The following is a 21,749-nucleotide window of genomic DNA, read 5'->3' as shown; positions in this document are numbered from 1 at the left end:
ATTGACGACCCAAACTGCTCTGAAAATCCAAAGACGGTCGTCAATAGCCTCGATAGACGACCCAAACTGCTCAAATAATCCAAAGACAGTCGTCAATGGTCCGATTGACTTTTTCCTTTTTCACCCCACATGACTCCCCCGCGATGTTATGGCTGTTTTTGCATTTTATAAAGGATATAGCCCGTGAAAAGCTGGAACAAATCCATAAAGTTTTTCGGATTTTTATTGGTTAGGACCTCAATCCTTTGCAATCGATAAGCCAAGCTGTTTCGATGGATATGAAGTTCCTTCGAAATGGCATTCATGTCGCCGCTGTTTTTAATAAAGCAAATCAAGGTCTCCATCAGCTCTTGCCCTTTAGGATGTTCATCAAGTTCCTTATAAATATCAGTGATCTCGGTAAAAGAGATATCTTTATTGGTTAGGTAGTCAATAAACTTTAGCTCTTGATAAACGCAAATCGTTTGCGGGAGCTCCATCCGTTCCACAATCTCAATCGCACGCCGGGCCTCATGAACAGACTTAGACACAATGGTATAGTTGCTGCCGATACCAATCTTTATCTTATCCGGGGATTGGATCTTCTCGATTCTTTTCACCACATCACTATCACTTGGGACTACAAAAAGCATGGTGTCTTGGTTGAGCCGAAAAGAAAACTCCTGCTCTAACAGATATGGTTCCTTTGGGATATGGCCCTTCACCACAATGGCCTTACGCTCTAAAGTTAAATTAATTCCAATCGCTTCCCCGCTGCTGAGCATCCCGGGGTCATATTCCTCGCTGCGGAACACCCATTGATACAAAAATTCCTCTTTCATCTGCTCTTGAATGCGCCGTTCCCTAAAAAGAAATTCCTGGTTGATTAATAGATCAGCGGTAACCCGGACTAATTCTGCAAACGGCCCGACAATATTGGGGTCGCCGCTGATTCCGATGACGCCGATTATTTTATTGCGGAAATGGATGGGCATATTTACGCCTGGCTGGGAGCCTCCCTCCGAATGATAAATCGAGACGATGGTTCCCTGCTCGATTGCAGAAACCGCTCCTTGATGGTAGGTGCCGATCCTTTCCGGGGCGCCGCTGCCAATAATTAACCCAATTTCATCCATGATATTGACATTATAGGGGATGACTTTCATGACTTTATCGGCGATCACTTGTGCTAAAGCTTGGTTGATTTTCACCTGAGTTCCCTCCATCCATTTTTACTAGCTTTAAAGTATTCCTCGAAATATTTGTTTAATTGCCCAAAAAAATACAACGATTATTAGCAATTTGAATGATGATTTATTTGTAAGACAATTATACAATAAATAATGTAAACGGTTACTAAAATAAACAAAAAAGTTTTTAGTACGTCTGATAAAACGTCAAGAATTAGTCACTTGACTGATAAACATTCACTTTTTTGACACATATTAAAAGTATTTTTGGTCAAATGACTAAAAACAACCAGATAAACTTTATCAAACTGAACGAAGATATTTTCACCGAAACCGTTTACTATAGATATGTGAAGTGATTCACGAACTCGAAGAATGAATCATCACATGTCATTAATTTGTCATACCATTCGCATATTTGTTTACAGAGTATAGGTTATTATGATTACGAAGTTGGAAATAGGATTTGTCGTAAAATAATAATCTTTTATAGAAACAGAATATGTGAAAGGATTCACAAATGCACTATTATTATTAACTTTTTATGTCCAAAGCAAGAATCTTAAAGCTGGGAGGAGTTTAACAAATGTTTAAGCCAAGAGGGGTTATCCCCGCATTAGTCACACCATTAGATAAAAACGGTCAATTGATGGAAGAGGCATTACGAAATGTCATCGACTACACCATTGCAGGTGGTGTCCATGGATTATTTATTCTAGGATCGAGCGGCGAAATTTACGGTTTAACACCTGAGCAAAAACGCCGTGTCGTGGAAGTAACAGTGGATCACACTGCTGGAAGAGTTCCTGTTTATTGTGGGGCTAGTGAAATCACCACGAGAGACTGTATTCAAACAGCTCAAATGGTTGAAGAAATTGGCGGCGTGTCAGCATTATCTGTCCTTACTCCATATTTTATGTCACCCACCCAAACGGAGTTAGCCGAGCACTTTAAAGCAATTGCCAAGTCAACAAACTTACCCATAATTCTTTATGGAAACGAAGCTCGTACCCAAGTGAAAATTGATGTGAAGACTTGTGAAGAACTCAGTAAGGTAGACAACATTATTGGAATTAAAGACTCAAGCGGAGATATGACGAAAACGGTTGAGTACTTAAGGGTAACTCCTCGTGAATCATTTTCCGTTTTACTTGGACGCGACACACTCATTTATGCAGGTCTATGTCACGGTGCCACTGGTGCCATCGCAAGCACAGGAAATATCGCTCCGAAATTAGTAGCAGATATTTACAATACGTTTGTGGCGGGCGATTATCAAAAATCACTAGAATTGCAGTTTAAACTGGCTCCGTTACGCTTAGCCGTAGACAAAGCAACATTCCCTGTTGTGTTAAAAGAAGGTTTAAGAATGGTAGGAATAGATGTGGGCTATGCATTTGCTCCTGCAGCAGAGATGAATCCAGAGAGCAGAAAGATTTTGGAAAATGTTTTAAAAGATTTAGAACTTTACCAAACCTATTAATTTCCTAAGGGAAAGGAAGAAATAACATGCCATTATTGTATGTTGCCTTAGCCGTTATCCTTTTACTCGTTTTAATGATTCCGCTGAAAATGAACGGATTCATTGCACTTCTCTTAACTTCTATATTTGTCGGTTTGCTTGTTGGAATGCCATTGGATAAAATTTGGGAAACCATTGGTGATGGTCTTGGAGGTCAGCTGGGCGGGACGGCTCTTATTGTTGGCATCGGGGCTATGCTTGGAACAGTAATGGCTGATGCGGGAGCCGCACAGCGGATTGCTACTAGTTTAGTAGACAAAATGGGAATTAAACGGATTCAAGCTGCTATCTTAATCGCTGCATTTGTACTTGGCATTACCATGTTTTTCGAAGTCGCTTTTGTCTTATTGATTCCACTTGTATTCGTTATTGCTCGTCAAACAAAGTTAAATCTATTATGGGTTGCTTTACCAATGTCGATCGGGTTATCAACCTGTCATAGTTTTCTCCCGCCGCATCCGGGACCTGCAGCAGTTGTTGGCGTCTTCCATGCCGACATGGGCTTGACACTTTTATACGGCTTAATTATTGCGATCCCAGCGGCTACTTTTATCGCCTTTACCTGGACTAGATTTCCATTTGTTAAAAAGATTAACCCAATCATTCCAGATGGGCTTATTACGAACAAAACGTTTAAAGAAGAAGAAATGCCATCCTTTGGATCAAGTATTTTCGTTGCCCTTATTCCAGTCGTACTAATGGCTGCTGATGCGATTTGCACTTTATTTTTACCAGAGGGTAACGGTGTTAGGCACGCAATGGATTTCTTCGGTTCATCTGAAATGGCTTTATTACTTGCTCTCTTAATCTCTATGTGGCTGCTAGGACCTAGAATAGGCCGCCCACTTAAAGATGTGATGCAGTCTTGCTCCAATGCGGTTAAGCCAATGGCCATGATCATTTTGGTTATTGGTGCAGGCGGTGCCTTTAAGCAAGTACTAGTTGATGGTGGTATTGCTGACTACATCAAAGATATAACAGCGGGCTGGAACATGTCTCCAATCATCCTAGCTTGGATCATTGCGGCTCTCTTACGGATTGCTCTTGGTTCTGCAACGGTTGCGGTAATGACTGCTTCTGGAGTGGTACTACCAATCGCTCAAAGCTCAGGAATTAGCATGGAATTAATGACACTTGCCGTTACATGCGGAAGTATTGCTTTCTCTCACGTAACCGATCCAGGATTCTGGATGTTTAAGGAATACCTCAATTTATCGGTTCCCGAAGCTATTAAAATAAGAACAACCTATACAACCGCACTTGCCATCATTGGTTTAATCGGTGTATTAATTCTCAATATGTTTATAGGATAATAATTTCTTTTGAGTCAACCGGGCAGTAAATCCATAAATATGTTCCATTAAGTTGGGAGTTTGCTGCCCGCCATGGTGTCAAAATTTTTAACAAGAAAAGTACAATCTTGTACTCTCTTTAAATAAAAAAATCTGTAGGAGTGAAGTAATAATGAAGAAAATTGGATTTATTGGATTAGGAATTATGGGTAAGCCGATGAGCAAAAACTTGATCAAAGCTGGATACCAGTTAATCGTTAGTGATTTTAATAAGGATGCAGTCAAAGAACTTGAACAACTAGGAGCTGAAGTAGAAACAACGCCAAAGGCAATCGCTGAAAAAGCAGATATCGTTATTACGATGCTTCCAAACTCTCCAAACGTAAAAGCTGTTGCATTGGGAGAAAACGGGCTGATTGAAGGCGCACGTGATGGATTAATTTACATTGACATGAGTTCCATCGCACCAGCTGCTTCTCAAGAAGTGTATCGTGCTTTAATTGAAAAAGGCGTTGAAATGCTAGATGCACCTGTCAGCGGCGGCGAGCCAAAGGCAATTGATGGAACCATCTCTGTAATGGTTGGCGGTAAGAAAGAAGTTTTTGAAGAAGTGAAAGAGGTATTAGCCGCAATGGCTGGATCTGTTGTCCATGTTGGTGAAATTGGTGCAGGTAACGTCACAAAGCTTGCTAACCAAGTCATCGTAGCCTTAAACATTGCAGCTGTATCGGAAGCATTCGTGTTAGCGCAAAAAGCTGGTGTAAATCCAGAAGCTGTTTATCAAGCTATTCGCGGCGGTTTAGCTGGAAGCACAGTATTAGATGCCAAAGCGCCAATGATGCTAGACCGTAACTTCGACCCAGGTTTCCGAATCAACTTACACATTAAAGATTTAACAAATGCAATGGAAACGAGCCATGAGTTCGGCGCTCCAGCTCCATTAACAGCAGCTGTATTAGAAATGATGTATGCACTGAAAGTAGATGGTCATGAATTTGAAGACCACAGCAGTCTATTAAAATACTATGAAAAGTTAGCTAACGTTGAAGTTTCTCGTTAAATCATTCCTTATTGAAAAAACATTATGGAGAACGTGGCAATAAATGAAGCCATGTTCTCTCCTTTAACAAAACTAAACCATTTTGATTGGAGAAAATCCCCATGAATACAGTTGAGAAAGTAATTAGTGCTACTCCAGTTGTGACAGAAATGGAAGTATATCCGGTTGCAGGCCGTGATAGCATGCTTTTAAACCTAAGCGGTGCACACGGCGCTTATTTTACAAGAAATATTGTCATCTTAAAAGATAGCAATGGAAATGTCGGTGTTGGTGAAGTACCTGGCGGCGAAGGAATTCGGAAAACACTTGAAGATGCAAAAGCAATTGTAATCGGTTCATCAATAGGTAACTATAATAATATCTTAAATAAAGTACGAAGCGAATTTGCCGGACGTGATTCAGCTGGCCGCGGTTTACAAACGTTTGACTTACGGATTACGATTCATGCTGTTACTGCGATTGAGGCTGCATTGCTTGACCTATTAGGAAAGCACTTAAATGTTCCAGTTGCTGCTCTTCTAGGTGAAGGCCAGCAGCGTGACAAGGTAAAGACACTTGGTTACTTGTTCTACATTGGCGATCGCAATCGGACGGATCTTCCTTATTACAGCAACCCTGATTCTGAGGTGGAATGGTACCGTATCCGGCACGAAGAAGCGTTAACTCCCGAAACGGTTGTCCGTCTTGCCGAAGCTTCACAAGCCCTTTATGGCTTCAAAGACTTCAAACTTAAAGGCGGCGTGTTAGAAGGGAAAGAAGAAATTAAAGCGATTAAGGCACTAAAAGAAAGATTCCCAGATGCAAGAATTACCCTTGATCCAAATGGTGCATGGTCATTGAAAGAAGCAGTTGAGCTTTGCAAAGATATGCATGGAATTCTAACTTATGCGGAAGATCCTTGCGGTGCGGAAAATGGGTATTCTGGCCGTGAAGTGATGGCTGAGTTTAGAAGACAAACAGGTCTTCCAACAGCAACCAACATGATTGCTACGGACTGGCGGCAAATGGGTCATACGATTTCCCTGCAATCAGTGGATATCCCGCTTGCGGATCCGCACTTCTGGACGATGCAAGGTTCAGTGCGTGTAGCGCAAATGTGTAATGATTGGGGCCTAACTTGGGGGTCTCACTCTAATAACCACTTTGATATCTCCCTTGCGATGTTTACCCATGTTGCAGCGGCAGCACCTGGTGAAATCACGGCGATTGATACACACTGGATTTGGCAGGAAGGCATTGAGCGCTTGACGAAGGATCCATTCCAAATTGTTGACGGACATTTAACGATTCCTGATAAGCCAGGCTTAGGGGTAGAAGTTGATATGGATCAAATCATGAAGGCTCATGAATTATATAACAATATGGGATTAAATTCTCGTGACGACTCTGTCGGAATGCAATTCTACATCCCGGGCTGGAAGTTTGACAACAAGCGCCCATGTTTGGTTCGATAAAAAGAAAAGTGGAAGCGCCTTGATCAGGGAAAAAAGCAGTTATTTTTTCCTAGGGACGCAAGGCTGCATTCGGCCCGGTGAAAGGGCTGCTCTTTAGCCTTATTGAAGGAATGGTCTTTGACCCGGGTCCCTCGGCGCTGAATCTAGATAATTCTCTAAATACAAATAGGGTGACTGCTTGGTCACCCTTCTTTTATAAAAAATTTTTCAAATTAACCGTAAAGGACAGATGGTTATGAAGTTTGTACTAGCGCCTGATTCGTTTAAAGAGAGTATGACGGCGAAAGATGCTGCCCTTGCAATGGAAAGAGGGGTCCGGAAGGTTTTTCCTAATGCGGAATGTGTGATTGTTCCGATGGCTGACGGGGGGGAAGGCACGGTCGAATCTCTCGTCAGTATGACAAACGGGGAGATCATCAAGACCGAGGTGCTTGGACCGCTAGGCGAGAAGGTTATTGCCGAATACGGTCTCTTGGGAGAAGGGCAAACCGCTGTTATTGAAATGGCAAGTGCAAGTGGATTGGAATTACTTAAACCTGAAGACCGCGATCCTCTATTGACGACTACTTTTGGAACCGGGCAATTAATCAAGCATGCATTGGACAAGGGTGTCAGCCGGTTTTTAATCGGAATCGGCGGCAGTGCAACTAATGATGGCGGGGCAGGAATGCTTCAGGCACTGGGTGTTTCTTTTAAAGATGAACATGGTGAAGAGCTATCATTTGGCGGCGGTGCCTTGAAACGGCTTCATACAATTGATGTAAGCGGCTTGGATGAACGAATAAAAAATGTCAAAATGGACGTGGCCTGTGATGTGTCCAATCCGTTAATTGGTGAAAACGGCGCCTCCGCCATCTTTGGTCCCCAAAAAGGGGCAACTCCTGAGGTCGTGCAGGTCCTTGATCAAAATTTAGCTCATTTTGCGGAAGTAATGAATGCGCAGCTGGGTAAGGATATCGCTCATATGGAGGGTGCCGGAGCAGCCGGTGGACTTGGTGCTGGGTTGATGGCCTTTTTAAATGCTCAGTTGAAAAAGGGTGTCGACCTTGTGATAGAGTATACCGGCCTTGAGGAGCGCGTCCAAGGTGCGGATTATGTGTTTACAGGAGAAGGCAGTATTGATGGGCAGACACTTTTTGGGAAGACTCCATATGGCGTAGCGAAGATTGCAAAGAAGTATTCTATCCCGGTGATTGCGTTTGCCGGCCGAATTGGCAAAGGTGTTGAGCCTTTGTATGAGAACGGGTTTACGGCGATTATTGGTATTTTGACAGGTGTGACCTCTTTAGAGGATGCTTTGGAAGCTGGAGAGGCCAATATTGAGTTTGCAGCAGAAAATATCTGCCGCGTATTAAAGGTATAAATTTGATGATGCTGCCAAGTTTTCTTGGCAGCTATTTTTTTAGAAGCCAAGTGGAATCTATAACTTGAACCTTTTTTCATTTAAGGTAATAATGGAAGAGATTACAAATTAGATTGTGACCCGAGGAGCCTAATATGAAAGACCCTTCGAAAAAAATAAATGTTGAAATCGTTCAGCGTCATACATTATCAAAGCAGGTAATGGAGAGTATTGTCCAGCTATTAATTAGCGGCCAGCTCAAGCCAGGAGATAGGCTGCCTACAGAAATGGAATTATTGGAGATCTTAGAAGTCAGCCGTCCTGTGCTGCGTGAGGCGCTTAGTTCCTTAGAGTCCCTGGGCGTTATAACCCGTAAAACGCGGGAGGGGACATTTTTTAATAATAAAATCAGCAGCCACCCCTTTTCGGTCATGCTGGCTTTAGCACATGATAATCTGCAGGCATTGGTAGAGGCCCGGATGGCATTGGAGTTAGGGCTCATTACGATGGCGGCTGAGAAAATTAGTGAGGAAGAGCTCGCAAGATTAAAGCAGACGATTGAAATCATCGAGAATTGTCAAGATGGTAACTATGGGGAAGCCGATATGGAATTTCACCGCATTATCGCGTTAAGTGCCGATAATCCGATTGTCGAAGGGATGATTGATTCATTAATCGTGACGCTGGTGAAGATTAATAGTGAGATTAAGGTCCGTGAACCGGAGCGGACGGTCCGCCATCATACCGCGATTTATGAAGCACTGGCCAACCGTGACCCCTTTGAAGCCTTCCACCAAATGTACCTTCACCTCGATTATGTCCGGCAGAAGGTACTGAAAGGGACTAGGATTTAGTAAAGAATAAAGGTGTCAGGCACCATGTGAAAAATTCACATGGTGCCTGACACCTTTAATTGTATTTGCATTATGGTTTATATGGATACTATTTCTTCATCAACCACTTAGTAACGACTCTAGATTCATCATCCGTCAGAAGATGTCCTGGCATTTTATCTGACCCTTCGGTGATCATCTTAAATAATTCGTCTTCTGAATATTTGCTGCTCATATTTAAAACAGATGGTCCGACAGCACCTTTTAAATTACCGCCATGACAGGCTGAACACTTATTTCCATAAAGCGTCTCTCCATCTAATGCTTCCGTCTTATCCGCAGCCTTAGATGAACAGCCAGTCAATAATACAAGTGATAAGCCCACCACTGCCCAGATTTTTTTCATATAGATCCTCCATAATCATAGATAGAAAAGAACTGTTCCTAACATGATTATAAAGTGTATAAAGCTGGAAATAGGGTTTGAAAGATGAAAGTTTTCGTACAATTGGTAAAGTGTGGGTCGGTGTGACAACCGTCTTCTTTTACCGTAGAAACTGTGATAATCCCTTTGGCAAATCTAAAAATGGCTTTTCAAGTAGGTGACTGAGGGTTTATAAAATCTAGAATAAGTTACTCTTTTCTAATTAACTTAATATGAATTGGTAATAAAAAACCGAAAGCAAGAAGAAAAACAATAATTGAAACTAACCAATTCCATCCTTTAAATTTCATATATTCAACATAGACCATCCCAAATTCTATTAAAAGTGCAATTAAAGTGAAATATAATGTCAATTTCCATTTATTATTCTTTGTAAGGTAATTTAAAAAAAGTATTGCAAGTGAGGTTGGAATAAAGGTATAACTAAGAACATCTCCAATTCCAGCTTTATTCGGGTCCCCAACATCAAAAAGGTCGAGTTCCCTGGCAATTAGCCCATCGCTAAACCAAGTAACAAACCCTACTACCCCAAATGTAATATAAATTTCTCTCCAAGAAATATTTTTTTTTGGGATTATTAGGGCTGTTAGTGCAAATAAAATACTTGCTGTAACAGGAAACCATAATCCCTTTGCTCCTAAGTCTAAATTCTCTATAAATTGCTGCATTTACCTTTTACCCCTTTAATTTTGTATGGTTATTTTTAGCTATTGGTAAGGGTTATATACTGCGTGAAATGTATATTTAATATGCAGAACCAGACCAGATTACTAAATCTTTTACAGAATAATTAGAATTAGAGGGTATTATTGGATTGTATTTACTACAACAAATGGAAGCAATTATTAACTTAGACAAGCGCTATGGCTTTATTTTTAAGGAAAGCCTTCTTTTTCTTGAAAAAAGGATAAATATGGTTATAATTAGTACCAGGTATTAATACCAACTAACAATAAATAGAGGTGGAGTGAATGATAGGGGCAAGAATTACAGCTATAGGGACATATGTACCCGAAAGAAGATTAACAAATATTGACCTTGAGCAAATGGTTGATACAAATAATGAGTGGATTATTCAAAGAACCGGAATTCACGAACGTAGAATAACCCGTCCTGATGAATTTACCAGTGACTTGTGTGTCTCTGCTGTAAAAGATTTAATGCAAAGATATCATAAAACTGTCGAAGATGTAGATATGATTATTGTGGCAACAAGCACACCGGATTTTCCATTTCCATCTGTCTCAAGTATTATACAGGACCGATTGAAAATATCCCAAACAGGTGCCATAGATTTAAGTGCAGCATGTGCAGGATTTGTTTATGCATTACATACAGCACACAGTTTAATTTCTTCTGGTCTCCACAAAAAGGTACTAGTCATTGGAGCAGATACAATCTCAAAAATTACAGATTATACCGATAGAAGTACATGTATTTTATTTGGTGATGGTGCTGGAGCTGTATTAGTTGAAAGGGATGAAAAATCAAAAAGTTTCATTGGATTCCATCTGGGAAGTGATGGAAGAGGAGCACAACATGTATATCGTTCTGGACTATCAAAAAGGGTCAATGAGATTGAGTTAATAGATACGCAATATCTTGTACAAAATGGTAGAGAAGTTTTTCGATGGGTTGTAAGGAATGTTCCCGATAGTATTAGACAGATTTTAGAAAAAACGCGAACGTGTTTAGATCAAGTTAATTGGTTTATACCTCACAGTGCTAACTTACGTTTAATAGAGCCAATTTGTGAAAAATTAAAATACCCAATGGAAAAAACTCTATATAGCTTGATCAACTTTGGAAATACTTCTGCTGCTACAATTCCTTTAGCACTTGACCTTGGAATCCGTGAGGGGAAAGTCAAAAATGGAGACCATGTTCTAATGTATGGTTTTGGTGCTGGTTTGGTTCATGCTGGGCAACTTTTACAAATAAATTTTGATCAACAAGTCACAGCGCCAACACCATTGTGAAGTCTTTTGACTATTACCTAGAAAAAATGATGGCACAATGGAGGTTTTAATGTTGCTTTGTCGTTTTAAACAAAAAGTTAGACCGGGAGACCAACCCCGTCTTGAGGTTGAAATCACCCGTGTAGAAGGACCAATCGGAAAAGGGAAAGGTATAGCTACTTTCTTTCAAATGGTACTTTAGTAAAATAACTGAGATGCCATTTTTGTAGCTTTTTCATATTTTTCATATTCAGCAATCGGGCGCATTCCTGTAACAAGGATCAGTGTTTAATTTGTTTTGTTATAATAAAGTTTCAAAAAGCGTGTCATGATGAAAGTACATGGCACGCTAATTTTTTTGAAGGTGTTTTAGAAAACAATGGGGAATAACCTATATAGGTTACAAATTTCAGAATAGGGAGGAAATTCCAATGAAGCCTCATGCATTACAATTGTATGATTATCACGTGTGGGCAAATCAAAGAGTGTTTGAGCATTTAAAAGAACTGCCAAAGGATATTTACCATAAGGAGATTCAAAGTGTTTTTTCTTCCATATCAGAAGTGGTAGCGCATATTTACGCTACCGATACCATATGGTTATGGGTCATGTCCGGTGATAGTTTTGATGAAATCGCAAAATTAAGGACACAACTGAGGGAGTCAACAAAAGGAAAAGGTATAGATGAAATGCAGAGGATGTTCTTTAACTTATCCGAGCGATATAAAGCATTTTTCGATCGTCAAGAGAACCTTGATCAATCAATTTCCCCAGAGCATCCTGCTTTTGGTCGGCTGGAAACCAATTTTTTTGAATTGGTTCAGCATGTTGTTAATCATGGAACATATCATCGTGGGAATATAACAGCTATGTTGCGACAGTTAGGCTATTCTGGGGTTATGACTGATTATGTTGTTTATTTGTATGCAATGAATACAAAAAAATAGCATTTCTAAGGTTTGCAGAAACCTTTTATTCACCGTATTGCTAAATTCCTGCAGTCCGTCAGGATAGGAAACCGGCTTATTCAAGAACGTTTCTACTGCAGTTTGAACATAGACCTCAACCGGTTTTTCAACAACATATAAACAGAGTAAGAGTAAAAGTCCAATTTTCTTAAGACGGAGCATGTCAAAGACCGTCACCTTAAAAGGTAACGGTCTCTTCAACAGCTTGAACTTCCGATTCATGTACCAGCTGCACATTAAATTTGCTGTCCTTCTCTCTAATTTCCCAATAGCCGGAACTATATTTATAGATAACCATAAAAAGCTTCCCGTCATAACGTACAATTTCTTTATTCATTCCAATACCACCCTTATAGTTAGTTGAGTGATACTATCTATATTCCATCATTCGCTAAATTATGACGGTAACCTTCGGAAAATATCAGGAATAACAGAAAACTAACCATAAACATTGTCATAACGGTAATATTGGTGTCAGGCACCTTGTGAGACACTGAGCGTTTCGTTTACTTGGTTGTTGAGTTTTTTGATTTGTTGGACGATGTTGGTAATTTCTTGAACGGGTTGGAGTAGTTGGTTGTTTTTGAGGAAGGAGGGATCGAGCAGGCCGTTTTTAAGCTGCGCTAGATATAGGTCAATTTGGGAAACTAAGCGGTTATTTTGTGCGATTAGCTGTTGATGAAACTCCCTAACCGTTTCTGGGGCATCCAGATTATTAAACTTTGTTATCTCCTGTTTCATTTGCTGGAGTTCCCTTTTTAATTCATCTGCTGCTTGTTGATTGTTGACAGCCCTTTTAACCAGTGAGGGGGTGTCAGCGGCAAATTGGGTCACCTTGTCTAGATAATTAGAGGCATCTCTTGCATAGTCAAGCGTGTCGTACGAAAGGTTGAAGAAAGAACAGCCACTGAGAAGAAATAAGAGACCAACAGACAAACCAGTCAACCATTTTTTCATAGCTAAGACCTCCGTTTACAGTTTGTGATCACATTCAAAAAAGCCCTCTTCTTCTTATGTATGTATTCTGCTCTGACCATAATATTCATGTGACATCAAGCACCAAGGAATAATATCAACTTTACCAACTCTAGCAATCAAATTCATAGAATAAAAATTTTCCCAAGTTCCGCCAAATTCTGAGGTACTTCGTTAAGATTTATAGCATAATCAGGGACTGAGGACTTTTCTTGCCAATTCTCAACATATTCAACATAAAAAGTGTCGATATTTGATGATGAAAACAAGTTCCTTGAATACGCTTACAACTAGTAAACTTATTTCACAGGGATTTTTTAATATAAGGGGTTATCGATCATGACGAATGAAGATCTATTCTTACAAATTGAAAATCTACGATTAAAAATGATAACAGTAGGGCTTTCCAAAGGCTTTACCTCAGCCGAAACGGTAAGACTTAGTGAAAGACTTGATAGATTAATTAACCTCCAAATGGGTTTAATAGAAGAACTAACAGCATAAGTATTTACATACATGAAGTTTTTTTCCCAACATCAAGAGATTGCAGAGAAGGTGAATCGTAATTTTCTAGTAAAAGAATTTACTAAAATGGCAGAGGGCTTTACCCTCTGCCTGTTTTTTCACATTTACCAATAAAGTAAAGATCAGCTTGCCATATTGAATAAGCCTCACCGATCTTCTTCATTTTTTAATAATATGGATAACCGCTATAATACGGATAAGGTGCAGGGTATCCTCCCGTTAAGGCACCGGCTGTTAACCCACCGAGAAAGCCGCCTAAAAAAGGTGAACCGAAGCCGCCATATCCATAACCTGGATAACCCCCGTGATAGTATCCATGATGATGGTGATGGTATCCTCCAGGATAGCCGCCATAGTGGCCTCCATGATACCCGCCGTGTCCTCCAAACATGCGCATACATCTCCTTTTTTCTATATGTTTAAGTGGCAAGAATAGCTACTTACTAGCTGTAATGTATGCATTATAGATGTCCAGTGAATGGGCGGGCACCAGCCCAGATCGTAAATAAAAAAGTATTAAATTCAACTTTGAAAATTGTCTAGCTCCAGCGCCTAGGGGCTCGTCTTATGCCTGTCGCCCTGGTCATGGCGCCTCCGCTTTTCTAATTAAGATTTTTGCTGCTGCAGCTTGTGGTGTAACTTATTTAAATGTTCCATCAGCTGCTCATACTCGTTTATCTCAATGTTACAGGCTTCAATTTTTTCGCCGACCTTTTGGGTGATTGCTGGCTTTTGTTCATAGGCCTTCTTTTCTAAAAATATAAAAACCCTTCTTTCATCCTCGGAGGAACGTTCCTTACGGAGCCAGCCGTTCCCCTCCATTCTTGCAATCATCGGCGTTAAGGTGCCGGTCCCGAGATTTAATCTTTCACCTAAGCCTTTCACCGTTACCCCATCTTTTTCCCATAAAGCCAAGAGGACTAAGTACTGCGGATAGGTTAATCCGAATGGTTGAAGTACGGTCGAATACAGTTTTGTAAATTCACTAGCTGTTTCATAGATGGCAAAACATAGTTGATTTTTTAACGTGAAGAAGTCCTTCAAATGATCACCTTTAAGAAAATAATTTTTTGATATCCTGCTCCATTCTGCTTGGATCGACAGTTGGGGCGTAACGTTCGACGACCTGACCATTGGCATCGACTAGAAACTTCGTGAAATTCCATTTAATATTTCTTGAGAGGAGTCCTTTCTTCTGATCCTTCAAAAAAGTAAATAACGGATCTGCTTTTTCACCGTTTACATCAACCTTGGCAAACATCGGAAAGGTTACACCATAGTTCACCTGGCAAAATTGAGTGGTTTCGTCGATATCAGCAAATTCTTGGTTGTTGAATTGATCGCAGGGGAATCCTAAAATCTCAAGGCCCTGGTCTTTGTACTTTTCATTTAGTGCCTGAAGGCCTTTAAATTGTGGTGTAAAGCCACACTTGCTGGCTGTATTGACAATGATTAACGGTTTTCCCTCATATTCTTTCAATGACTTCATTTCGCCGTTAGGCATTTTTACATTAAAATCATAAACGGTTGTCATGTTTTTCCCTCCCAAAGTAAAAAAATAAATCGTGTACGATTTAATCGTAACCGATTTATTAGCTTTTAGCAATTATTTTTGTCTTCGTTCTTTAGATTTTTTAATTTTCATGAGTTTGGTGGGAGGCTGTTTACGAATCCACTTAATAAAGCTGGCAAGCTTTTCATCCGCTCTCAGTTCGGGTAAAGTTGTCAGCCGGGCGGCGATTTCCTCATTGGTGTATAGAGCGTGGATTTGCTTATGACAGGGCATGCAAAGGTTGGCGGTGGCCCCGAATGTTCCGCCCATTTCTTTCGGAAGCAGGTGATGAACCGTCGTGTCTACCTGTTGCCGTCCGCAAAGTTCACAAGTCCCCAAAGTTTTGTCCCTCCAGTTAATTTGGTACTATTATGTACAAGAAGGTGTAATGGGATTCTAGCTTGGAAGAGGATAAGAGGAAGGAGCATTTCATGCGGTATTTATTTTTGTTAATCATCATCATACCAGCAGCTGATATAGGATTTTTGCTATTATCCGGTAAAACCATCGGTGTATGGCCTACGATATTGCTTATTATTTTGACAGGAGTTATTGGCGCCTATTTAGCGAAAAGGGAAGGACTGCAAACGATTCGGAAGGTTCAAGAACAGTTGAGCCGCGGCCAGCTTCCTGGGGATGCACTTTTAGATGGCGTCTGCATTTTAATAGGAGCGACTTTTTTATTAACTCCAGGATTTATTACCGATATCGTTGGCTTTCTGATGCTTTTTCCGCCAACAAGGAAGTTATTTAAGTATTTAATTAGTTACTTTTTTAAAAAGAGGATCAACAGGAGTAATCGGAAAATTATTAAATAAAAAAAGGTTGTATCCCCTATATAGAGTAGGGATACAACCTTTTTTGTTATCTTACAGCTGTTTGAGGAACATAGCCTGTTAATTTACCATAGCTGATTCGATACCAGCCACGGCTTGCGGAAAGAATGGTAACGGTTTGGTTTTTCTTTATTGTCCCGATTATTTTTGCTTTAGACGAAGCGGAGGTACGTACGTGCAATAATGAAACCAATACTTTCCCTGTTTTCACCTTTTTGACTTCAAAAGCAGCTGTGGCAGAAGATTTGTTATTGCTTGTATCCACCGTTAGGATCGCTACTGTATATTTTCCGTTTGCATAGGAATTGGTGCTGTAATCCAGCTTAACCGCGCCAGCCTTCGTTAAGGCATCCTTTTTCAAATACGTAAGGATTTTTCCTTTACTGTCTTTGATATATACAGTTAATTTCGAGGTCTCATTGGTGTTAAAAGTGAGTGAAGCTTTATTAGTTGTGTTATTAACACTTGTTTTTACGCTGCTGATTTTTGGAGCTGCTGTATCTTTTACTGGGACGATTTTCTTGACTTCAAATGATGGCAACGTTGATGCTCGATTATTCGAGCCATCAATCGCAATGATGCCTGCATAATATTTACCATTTGCTAGAGTAGAGGTATTGTACTCTTTGTTAAATGTTCCAGGTTCAGTTAAAGCATCTTGGGATAAATAGGTTAGAATTTTTCCTGTGCTATCTTTGATATAAACGGAAATTTTCGCCTTTTCATTCGTTTTAAAAGAAATTGCAGCCTTACTTTTTGCATTATCGACATTGACACTCACAGCACTTATTTGCGGAGCCGTTGTGTCCGCTGGCGGAGTTTGGATTACGATAGGTGCAGTCGTTGGAACTTCTGCTTGATCGATCGGTTCCGGTGAAGGTTGTACGATCGATTGAGGTTGTTCTGTGTATTCTTTTGTTATAGTTGTGCCATCATAATAGAACGCAAGGATTTCGTTATAATTTTGACCTGCATCAGCACGATTTTTCGCACCCCATTGACTTAAACCCACACCATGGCCATCACCAAGTCCGGAAACCGTGATGTTGTCGGATGTTTGAGTAATATTTGTCACTAAGTAACTCAACATGGCGCGAATGCCAACCATTGCGCGTATTTGAGTAGCGGATATGTTTTTGTACTCGATTTTTTGTGGTATAAATTTACCATTTTGGTCTAGTTTATCTTTGGTGAAAAACTCAATCGTAATATCTCCTTTTGATACACGATCACCAGAGGTAGGTGTATTTAAAGACAAAATAGGGATGGCGGTTATCTTAATTTCTTTCCCCGCATAACCGTGTGTAAGCATCCAGGATTTAATTGAGGTAGTAATTGTGGTATCAAATTCTTTCATTTGAGTCCATGAAGGAATAGTTGGATCGATTTGCTGTGTTTTTACAGAAAACTTCCATGCTGTTTTGGCATCAAATTCGTCTGTTTTGATTGTCAAATAAGAAACAGGCGATGTTCCCCATACATTTGCATTTGACTCTGTTTTCCCTCCATTACTTGCAGAGAAAACGGCACTAATCAAGCGGCCATTTGATTTTAAAACTTCACCTTTCGTTTCATCTACAGCTGCGGTGCTGTTAGGGTGCCAGGCGTAGCCTCCGTAAACTTGATAATTGATCGTGTCATCCATCACTCTATTTAAATAAGATAGCGCATAGGTTCTAGCAGCGACTGCCTGAGATTTTAATGCTTCTTTATTCCAGCCTGCCATCATTTCAAAAGGTACAACACCCTTTAAATAATCTTCTATAAAAACCTCATTAATGGGCCGAACATATTTTGAATTCTCAGGGATAAACCGAAATGAACCTAAATAGGGACGATTGTTAATGGTTAAGTAGTTTGTTTCTAATGAAGGGATTAGGTTTACGGAATCACCTTGAATAAGTGTGGTTGAACCTTCTAATAATATGATTCTATTATTATCATATTTGACCACATAAGAAGTCCCATTTGTTAAACGGAGATTTGACCCTTGGATAAGATAATCCCCCGTAGGCTTAATGGTTAATTGTGTTTGGTTTCCTATATAATTGACCAATTTAACCTGCAATTTTGGTTCAATCGTGTCTGCCGATGCACCTGAAATAAAAAGATTAAATAGTAAGAAAAAGGAAAGAAAACTTACTACTATTCTATTCAATTATTCTCCTCCGCTTATAAATAATATATTCACTTAAAAAATCATACTTTATTAGAATAATAGTTTACAATGGAAGATTATAGGAAAATGAATTGACAAGTGGTATTCTTTTTTTGCTGTGAAATTTGGTTGTTGATTTCCGCTCCAGTCAACAGAGTATAAAACAACAATGAACACACAAAAGAGCAGTCTGACATAAATTAAGATAAGAAATCCAACTGTAAAGGATGTTTAACCATGTCATTTAATCCCCCAGTCAAGATTGATACCGTAAGCGGAGGGATCGTGCAATTTGGGGGCACTGTTCGTTTCTCCGAAAAGTGCTTCGAAAACAGCGTTCGGCTCAGGATCTTCGAATACGGGTGTGAAAATTATTACGATAAACGGATGTAGTGCAACAAATGCTCCTGATTGCGATGTCATTGACCAGCCAATCTTTCAGGATGCTTAACTTAACAGGCAGAGGCTGTCATGATTCCATGACAGCCTCTATTTCTATGTTTAACAAGTTAAAATACCATGGAAATAATTTGACAATGTGAATAGACCTGATTCTTGCTATATTAACAATAAGTATCATTATAGGAAAATAGTTAGATATAATATCTATTAATAGATAGAAGTTTTTGGGGGGAGCATCTTGGAAGTCATCTTTGTTTTTACACTCATCATCCTTTTTTTGATTATAGTAGGTAAATATATAACGGTGTCTGTCCGAGATGTAACCAAGCGGAAACAAACAGAGCGGGAATTAATCGAAAGTGAGCACCGCTACCGTAGTTTAGTAGAGGTATCTCCAAAGGCGATTCTTGTTTTTCAAGAAAATCATATTGTGTTTGCCAACCATGCCGCCATGAAGCTGTTTGGTGCTGCCAATGAGCAGGACCTGCTCGGAAAAAGTATCTTTGAATTTATTCATGATGAAGACCTTGTAGAGTTAATTAATAACCTCACAAGATTGTCTAAACATGAGAATGTCGCTATCCGTGAGTATCGATTTAATACGTTAAATGGAAGAACCATTTTTGTAGATTCAGTTGGGACAAATATCATGTTTAATGGACAGCCTGCTCTGATGACTGTAGGAAGTGATATCACCGAGAAGAAGAATCTTCAAGGGCAAATCAAAATGAGTGAACAGCGTTATAAATCACTTTTTGATTACCATTCGGACGCTGTTTATTCGCTAGATTTAGAGGGGAGATTTACAAGCGCTAACAAAGCTTGTGAGACATTATCCGGTTATAGTCCTCAAGAGCTGTTAGGTAAAAACTTTACGGAACTTGTATACGAAGAGGACTTGGATGAAACTCTGAGGCTGTTTCATTTATCAAGTGGTGAAGGTGCCGCAAGTAAGCAAAATATTGTGACCCGCCTGAAGTGCAAACATGGGGAAATTCTTAGTCTTAATGTAACCATTATCCCTATTATCGTGGATGGGAAAACCGTGGGTGTCTATGGGGTTGCGAAAGATATTACAGAGTTTATTAAAAATCAGGAAATGTTCGAGCATTTGGCCTACCATGATTATTTGACTGGGCTTCCTAATCGAAATATGTTAGAGTCACTCCTAGCAAACGGGACGATTATGATTAAAAGTATAGCCATATTATTCATCGATCTTGACCGATTCAAGATTGTCAATGATACATTAGGTCATTCCATGGGTGACCTGCTTTTGAAAAAAGTTGCGGAACGTTTAAGGGAAGCCCTTTCAGAAAATGATTTAATCTTTAGACAGGGCGGAGATGAGTTTATCGTCATTTTAAAAGATGCGGACCGGGAGCGTGCGGATGCTGTGGCTAATCAAATCCTCGAAGCCTTGTCCACACCATTCATGTTGAATACGACGGAAGTTTTTACTTCTCCGAGCATCGGTATCAGTTTATCCCAGGAGGATGGGGAAACGGTCGAAACACTGATTAAGTATGCAGATTTTGCGATGTACCAAGCAAAAAAGGCTGGGAAGAAGACGTATCGTTTTTATTCCTGCATCAAGTATGAAGGGGGTTTTGATCCGTTAACAATGGAATTGGACCTTCATAAAGCCATTAAACAAAATGAATTATTTCTTCAATATCAGCCAAAGGTTAATTTGAAAACAGGAAAAATGATCGGTGCTGAAGCATTACTTCGTTGGAACCACTCTCAGTGGGGGATGGTTTCTCCGGTAAAGTTTATTCCGATTGCAGAGGAATCAGGCTTAATTATTTCCATTGGAGAATGGGTGTTAAGGCAAGCGTGTAAACAGAATAAGCACTGGCAGGAATTGGGGCTGCCACCAATGGTCGTCTCAGTTAATCTCTCTGCACGTCAGTTCTCACATAGTAGTATTGTTGTCACGGTTGAAAAAGTACTAAACGAAACAGGGCTGGAGCCGCACTATTTAGAGCTTGAAATCACCGAAAGTATGACGATCGATATTGAACATACCATTTCCACCCTGCACGAATTAAAGCGGCTTGGTGTCCTCATCAGTATTGATGATTTTGGAACAGGCTTTAGTTCATTGAATTATTTAAAACAGTTTCCAGTTGATACCTTAAAGATTGATCAGTCCTTTGTAAGGGAGCTACTAAATAATACGAATGACGACACAATTGTAAAAACAATTATTTCGATGGCACACCACCTCCAATTAAAAGTGGTGGCAGAGGGGATTGAAACAAGGGAACAATTAGTCTTTTTACAACAGCATCTTTGTGATGAGGGACAAGGCTTTTTCTTTAGTAAACCTCATTCTGCTGAAGAGTTGATTGAAGCATCGAGCAGGATTGAGCAGCTTGTCGTGGAGTTCGGCATTTCACAGGATGCCAACCAACAAATGTGGGCAGAGGAATCATACCGTATTGCCAGACAGGAATTGCAGGATACACTGAGCCGTCAGCAGGGATTGACGTTGAAATTTAAACAAATCGATGGCCGGTTTATTCATACGTGGTGTGAGGGCAGTCTTTTATATAAGATGGGTATAACAAAGGATAGAATAGTAGGTAAGCAATTAGATGAAATTATTCCGTTGAAACACGCAATAGAGAAAGCTAAAATTTACAAAAGAGCATGGGATGGAGAAGAGAATTTATCCTATGAAGCGGAAATCAACGGTGTTCATTATTTGGCTGCGTTAAGTCCGATTAAAAGATATGGAAAGGTAGTCGAGGTGATTGTTTCTTGCATTGACATCACACCATTAAAAGAAACCGAAAAGGCACTGCGCGAAAGCAGAGAATTGTATCGGTTAATGGCAGAAAATATGACTGATTTGATTACCATCTTTGATTCAACCGGAAGGGTCATCTATGCTTCCCCATCCCATAGCACCATTCTCGGACTTCCATCTAGTTATTATGAGGGCAGGACGTTCGTTCCTGATTTAGCGCCTGCAGATCAAGCTGATTTTCCAGCCATTATGAATGAGATAGCAGAGAGAAAGCAGCCGTACCAACTTGAATTTAACATGACGGTCAAGGACGGGAGCTATAAGTTATTTAAGACCATATTGACCCCTATATTGGATAAGGATGGAGAAGTAAAGCATATAATCGGTGTGGCAAGGGATATCACCGACATGAAAAAAGCAGAAGCATTGGCATGGCAGATTGGAAAAGGTATCCATCCCCAGAATCATGCACTATTTTCGTGAGAAAACAAAAAATCAAA

The 21,749-nt window shown here is 40.0% G+C and carries 22 protein-coding genes and 1 pseudogene; 13 read left to right on the top strand and 10 right to left on the bottom strand.

Going from position 1 to position 21,749, the window contains the following annotated elements; all coding sequences use genetic code 11:
* Positions 1-146 precede the first annotated feature (146 nt).
* A complete protein-coding gene (locus tag COD92_RS26810) occupies positions 147-1,190 on the bottom strand; it encodes a CdaR family transcriptional regulator (RefSeq protein ID WP_176550478.1) in 1,044 nt (347 codons plus the stop codon).
* 565 nt (positions 1,191-1,755) lie between these two features.
* On the opposite strand from COD92_RS26810, the gene dapA reads away from it, so the two are divergent.
* From dapA to COD92_RS26780, 6 genes are all read left to right on the top strand, one after another.
* Complete coding sequence (gene dapA / locus COD92_RS26805) at positions 1,756-2,652, top strand: 4-hydroxy-tetrahydrodipicolinate synthase (RefSeq protein ID WP_098996674.1); 897 nt, start codon at positions 1,756-1,758, stop codon at positions 2,650-2,652.
* A gap of 26 nt (positions 2,653-2,678) precedes the next feature.
* The gene (locus tag COD92_RS26800; RefSeq protein WP_098996673.1) at positions 2,679-4,004 is read left to right on the top strand and encodes a gluconate:H+ symporter; all 1,326 of its coding nucleotides are present in this window, start codon (positions 2,679-2,681) and stop codon (positions 4,002-4,004) included.
* Positions 4,005-4,134: 130 nt separating this feature from the next.
* Positions 4,135-5,043: a 2-hydroxy-3-oxopropionate reductase gene (garR, locus tag COD92_RS26795; protein WP_098531377.1), complete on the top strand. Its 909-nt coding sequence runs from the start codon at positions 4,135-4,137 to the stop codon at positions 5,041-5,043.
* Between the two features lie 101 nt (positions 5,044-5,144).
* Complete coding sequence (gudD, locus tag COD92_RS26790) at positions 5,145-6,497, top strand: glucarate dehydratase (RefSeq protein WP_098996672.1); 1,353 nt, start codon at positions 5,145-5,147, stop codon at positions 6,495-6,497.
* 235 nt (positions 6,498-6,732) lie between these two features.
* Positions 6,733-7,860 carry a glycerate kinase gene (locus COD92_RS26785; RefSeq protein ID WP_098996671.1) on the top strand — a complete coding sequence of 376 codons (1,128 nt, stop codon included), beginning with the start codon at positions 6,733-6,735 and terminating at the stop codon, positions 7,858-7,860.
* Between the two features lie 134 nt (positions 7,861-7,994).
* Positions 7,995-8,693 carry a FadR/GntR family transcriptional regulator gene (locus COD92_RS26780; protein WP_098531380.1) on the top strand — a complete coding sequence of 233 codons (699 nt, stop codon included), beginning with the start codon at positions 7,995-7,997 and terminating at the stop codon, positions 8,691-8,693.
* 88 nt (positions 8,694-8,781) lie between these two features.
* Here the strand turns inward: COD92_RS26780 and COD92_RS26775 are convergent, their stop codons facing one another.
* Together COD92_RS26775 and COD92_RS26770 are read right to left on the bottom strand one after the other, a co-directional pair.
* A complete protein-coding gene (locus COD92_RS26775; RefSeq protein ID WP_098531381.1) occupies positions 8,782-9,078 on the bottom strand; it encodes a c-type cytochrome in 297 nt (98 codons plus the stop codon).
* Positions 9,079-9,305: 227 nt separating this feature from the next.
* Positions 9,306-9,785 (bottom strand): hypothetical protein, encoded by a 480-nt coding sequence (locus tag COD92_RS26770; protein WP_098531382.1) that lies wholly within the window; start codon positions 9,783-9,785, stop codon positions 9,306-9,308.
* 303 nt (positions 9,786-10,088) lie between these two features.
* Between COD92_RS26770 and COD92_RS26765 the strand changes: the two genes are divergently transcribed.
* The 3 genes and pseudogenes from COD92_RS26765 (at position 10,089) to COD92_RS26760 (ending at position 12,022) form a co-directional block, all read left to right on the top strand.
* Positions 10,089-11,096: a ketoacyl-ACP synthase III gene (locus tag COD92_RS26765; protein ID WP_098531383.1), complete on the top strand. Its 1,008-nt coding sequence runs from the start codon at positions 10,089-10,091 to the stop codon at positions 11,094-11,096.
* 58 nt (positions 11,097-11,154) lie between these two features.
* Positions 11,155-11,277: pseudogene (locus COD92_RS33055) on the top strand (hypothetical protein); the annotation flags it as partial.
* 229 nt (positions 11,278-11,506) lie between these two features.
* Entirely contained in the window at positions 11,507-12,022 is a 516-nt protein-coding gene (locus COD92_RS26760; RefSeq protein WP_098531384.1) for a DinB family protein, read from the top strand.
* Between the two features lie 199 nt (positions 12,023-12,221).
* Here COD92_RS26760 and COD92_RS32320 read toward each other — a convergent pair whose 3' ends face one another.
* Positions 12,222-12,380 carry a hypothetical protein gene (locus tag COD92_RS32320; RefSeq protein ID WP_176541265.1) on the bottom strand — a complete coding sequence of 53 codons (159 nt, stop codon included), beginning with the start codon at positions 12,378-12,380 and terminating at the stop codon, positions 12,222-12,224.
* A 137-nt stretch (positions 12,381-12,517) separates the two neighbouring features.
* Positions 12,518-13,000, bottom strand: coding sequence for a DUF6376 family protein (locus tag COD92_RS26755; protein WP_098531385.1), 483 nt, complete (start codon positions 12,998-13,000; stop codon positions 12,518-12,520).
* Between the two features lie 357 nt (positions 13,001-13,357).
* Here COD92_RS26755 and COD92_RS26750 point away from each other — a divergent pair, with 357 nt between their 5' ends.
* A complete protein-coding gene (locus tag COD92_RS26750; protein ID WP_098531386.1) occupies positions 13,358-13,522 on the top strand; it encodes an aspartyl-phosphate phosphatase Spo0E family protein in 165 nt (54 codons plus the stop codon).
* A 187-nt stretch (positions 13,523-13,709) separates the two neighbouring features.
* Here the strand turns inward: COD92_RS26750 and COD92_RS26745 are convergent, their stop codons facing one another.
* The 4 genes from COD92_RS26745 to COD92_RS26730 all read right to left on the bottom strand — a co-directional run bounded on the left by COD92_RS26745 (position 13,710) and on the right by COD92_RS26730 (position 15,434).
* Positions 13,710-13,934: a hypothetical protein gene (locus tag COD92_RS26745; RefSeq protein ID WP_255286702.1), complete on the bottom strand. Its 225-nt coding sequence runs from the start codon at positions 13,932-13,934 to the stop codon at positions 13,710-13,712.
* A gap of 215 nt (positions 13,935-14,149) precedes the next feature.
* Positions 14,150-14,587: a MarR family winged helix-turn-helix transcriptional regulator gene (locus COD92_RS26740; RefSeq protein WP_098531388.1), complete on the bottom strand. Its 438-nt coding sequence runs from the start codon at positions 14,585-14,587 to the stop codon at positions 14,150-14,152.
* A 10-nt stretch (positions 14,588-14,597) separates the two neighbouring features.
* The gene (locus COD92_RS26735) at positions 14,598-15,077 is read right to left on the bottom strand and encodes a glutathione peroxidase (protein WP_098531389.1); all 480 of its coding nucleotides are present in this window, start codon (positions 15,075-15,077) and stop codon (positions 14,598-14,600) included.
* A gap of 72 nt (positions 15,078-15,149) precedes the next feature.
* Positions 15,150-15,434 carry an HNH endonuclease gene (locus COD92_RS26730; RefSeq protein ID WP_255286703.1) on the bottom strand — a complete coding sequence of 95 codons (285 nt, stop codon included), beginning with the start codon at positions 15,432-15,434 and terminating at the stop codon, positions 15,150-15,152.
* Between the two features lie 92 nt (positions 15,435-15,526).
* On the opposite strand from COD92_RS26730, the gene COD92_RS26725 reads away from it, so the two are divergent.
* A complete protein-coding gene (locus COD92_RS26725; RefSeq protein ID WP_098531391.1) occupies positions 15,527-15,913 on the top strand; it encodes an FxsA family protein in 387 nt (128 codons plus the stop codon).
* Between the two features lie 46 nt (positions 15,914-15,959).
* Here COD92_RS26725 and COD92_RS26720 read toward each other — a convergent pair whose 3' ends face one another.
* Complete coding sequence (locus COD92_RS26720) at positions 15,960-18,089, bottom strand: SpoIID/LytB domain-containing protein (RefSeq protein ID WP_098996670.1); 2,130 nt, start codon at positions 18,087-18,089, stop codon at positions 15,960-15,962.
* 292 nt (positions 18,090-18,381) lie between these two features.
* Here COD92_RS26720 and COD92_RS26715 point away from each other — a divergent pair, with 292 nt between their 5' ends.
* Positions 18,382-18,540, top strand: coding sequence for a spore germination protein (locus tag COD92_RS26715; protein WP_306418565.1), 159 nt, complete (start codon positions 18,382-18,384; stop codon positions 18,538-18,540).
* Positions 18,541-18,729: 189 nt separating this feature from the next.
* On the top strand, positions 18,730-21,732 hold the full coding sequence (locus COD92_RS26710) for an EAL domain-containing protein (RefSeq protein ID WP_098996669.1): 3,003 nt from the start codon (positions 18,730-18,732) through the stop codon (positions 21,730-21,732).
* Positions 21,733-21,749: the final 17 nt, after the last annotated feature.

The organism is Bacillus sp. AFS037270 (assembly GCF_002585305.1).
This window is presented reverse-complemented; position numbering and strand designations above follow the sequence as displayed.